Here is a 2,144-nt window from a genome sequence, read left to right as displayed (position 1 = left end):
CGGCTGGCTCAAGTCCGTCGACGCATCGCCACCCGTTACGACAAGTTGGCGGCCAGCTTCTCGGCAATGTTCACGCTTGCTTGCATCCGCAGATGCCTCAGGCATTACTTTTCGTACAAAACGTAGAACAAGTCTGGAAGGCGCTAGAGGCCGCTGGGCGTGCTGCCCAGCCCTCCGGCTCCCCGGTGGACAGTTTGTTGGCTCTGCTGGCGGAGAGGCCGTATACCGTGGCGGAACTCCGCGAGCTGCTGGGCCTGCCTTCCGACAAGAAGACCCGTAACCTAATAGACAGGGCACGCCGCGAAGGGCATGCCGTTAAGAATGTTGGCCCCTGCACCTTCGGGCTCGAATAAGGTTTTTGTTATGGATTTTGATGACACTGTAGATACGCTAGATTTGTTCTCCACCGACAGTAAAGATATCGCGCTCGACCCCCGGCCTGTGTTCGACGAAAGCCCGTTTGTAATGGACGAGCCTGAGGTTGCGCCATACTTCCGTTCGCCGCATGGGGCCGTGTATGGCGAAGACTGCAACTTGTTTTTGCAGAACATTAAGGACGAAGTCGTCGATACCATTTTCGCTGATCCGCCCTTTAACCTGAAAAAGGAATATGGGAAGAACTCTAACGACAACTTGCCCCCTGACGAATACATCAGTTGGTGTAAAAGTTGGATAAAGGAGGCCGCCCGTACGCTTAAACCGGGAGGGGCTTTCTTCCTTTACAACATCCCCAAGTGGAACGTTATTCTGGGCGCATACATGGCCGAGGAACTTGGGCTGGAGTTTCGCCACTGGATTGCCGTGGATTTGAAGGTGGGCTTGCCCATCCGAAACCGGCTGTATCCGGCGCACTACAGTCTGTTGTATTACACAAAGGGGCGACCCAAAACCTTCCGCAAAGTCCGAACCCCGATTGCGACCTGTAGGCATTGTGGTGGCGACATTAAGGATTACGGCGGGCACCGAAAGGCCATGAACCCGAAGGGGGTTAACCTGACCGATATTTGGACTGATATCCCCCCGGTACGCCACCAAAAGTATAAGTCCGACAAGCGAAAAGCTAACGCTTTGTCCTCGAAGCTGCTTGACCGGGTGGTCGAGATATCCACGGAACCCGGTGACTTGGTAATTGATCCGTTTGGGGGGAGCGGCACCACGTTTGCGGTGTGCGAGGCTAAGCACCGGAAGTGGCTGGGTACAGATATAGACTTTGCGCCGGTTATTAAACACCGCCTGCAAAATGATCTATACCTGCACCAAAATACCGACGTGCTCGATCTGGATTAGCGCTTCGCTCTCCCGTCGGTCCCTTTGGGGATTTTCGGAACGTCGAAACTGGTAGCGTCGTGCTCGATTACGACGATCTCCAAGACGCCCTCTTCGCAGGGCGTCGCTTCCCAAAGCGGGAAATAAGGCTCCAGCTCTGAAATGTTCCCGATACGGTCTGTCAGGTATGGGTAGAGCTCACGAGACGGGACCACGAGTACCCCAGCCTTAACCTTCCCTAGCAACAGCCCCATGGCCATCTTGTTCATTGAGCGATGGCTGGACGAGATATTCCCCGTCTCCCACTCCAGGCAGATTTCCAGCTCTCCTTGCTGGTTACAGTACGCCGCATCCATATTGCCTGGGCGGATTCTCTCGCCTACCGGCCACGGCATCTCTGCAACCCACCCATTCTGTACTGGAAGCCCACCGTTCTTTTTGAGCTGCCCATAATTGGGCCTGTTGGCGGTAAGGCGCTCAATAGCTCCATTCTTGATGGGCTTTACTCCGTTTCCTTCGCCAGACTTTTTCCCACTCTCTGGGTAGATGGTGAACTTATCGCTACCAACAGGCCAAACCACATTACCGACTGCTTCTAGGATGTTCCCTCTAAGCTGCTTCCAGTGGTCGGACTCGGCAAAAGGCCCCTTGGATATCAACGTGCGAACTTCTTTTATTTTCAACGTGCTATCTCCCCCTGAGAAAAGCACGAAGCTATCAGACCCTTCTCCGCTTGTCGATCTGCCCTGCGTTACGTTTTGTACGAAAAGTAATGCCTGAGGCATCTGCGGATGCAAGCAAGCGTGAACATTGCCGAGAAGCTGGCCGCCAACTTGTCGTAACGGGTGGCGATGCGTCGACAGGACTTGAGCCAGCCG

At 54.5% G+C, this 2,144-nt stretch carries 2 protein-coding genes and 2 pseudogenes; 2 read left to right on the top strand and 2 right to left on the bottom strand.

Annotation, left to right across the window (positions count from 1 at the left end; translation table 11 throughout):
- Positions 1–126: pseudogene (locus EBL85_RS16675) on the top strand (IS5/IS1182 family transposase); the annotation flags it as partial.
- Positions 127–363: 237 nt separating this feature from the next.
- On the top strand, positions 364–1,287 hold the full coding sequence (locus EBL85_RS16670; RefSeq protein WP_223806191.1) for a site-specific DNA-methyltransferase: 924 nt from the start codon (positions 364–366) through the stop codon (positions 1,285–1,287).
- On the opposite strand, the gene EBL85_RS16665 is transcribed toward EBL85_RS16670, so the two are convergent.
- Positions 1,284–2,051, bottom strand: a complete 768-nt coding sequence (locus EBL85_RS16665; protein WP_223806190.1) for a hypothetical protein — start codon at positions 2,049–2,051, stop codon at positions 1,284–1,286. The two genes, EBL85_RS16670 and EBL85_RS16665, sit on opposite strands and share 4 nt — an antisense overlap.
- A pseudogene (locus tag EBL85_RS16660) lies at positions 2,018–2,144 on the bottom strand (IS5/IS1182 family transposase); the annotation flags it as partial. The gene EBL85_RS16665 and the pseudogene EBL85_RS16660, both read right to left, overlap by 34 nt.

The organism is Marichromatium sp. AB32 (assembly GCF_003718675.1).
Taxonomy (GTDB): domain Bacteria; phylum Pseudomonadota; class Gammaproteobacteria; order Chromatiales; family Chromatiaceae; genus Marichromatium; species Marichromatium gracile.
Note: the sequence above shows the minus strand (reverse complement) of the source record. Positions and strands in the feature narration are given on the sequence as shown.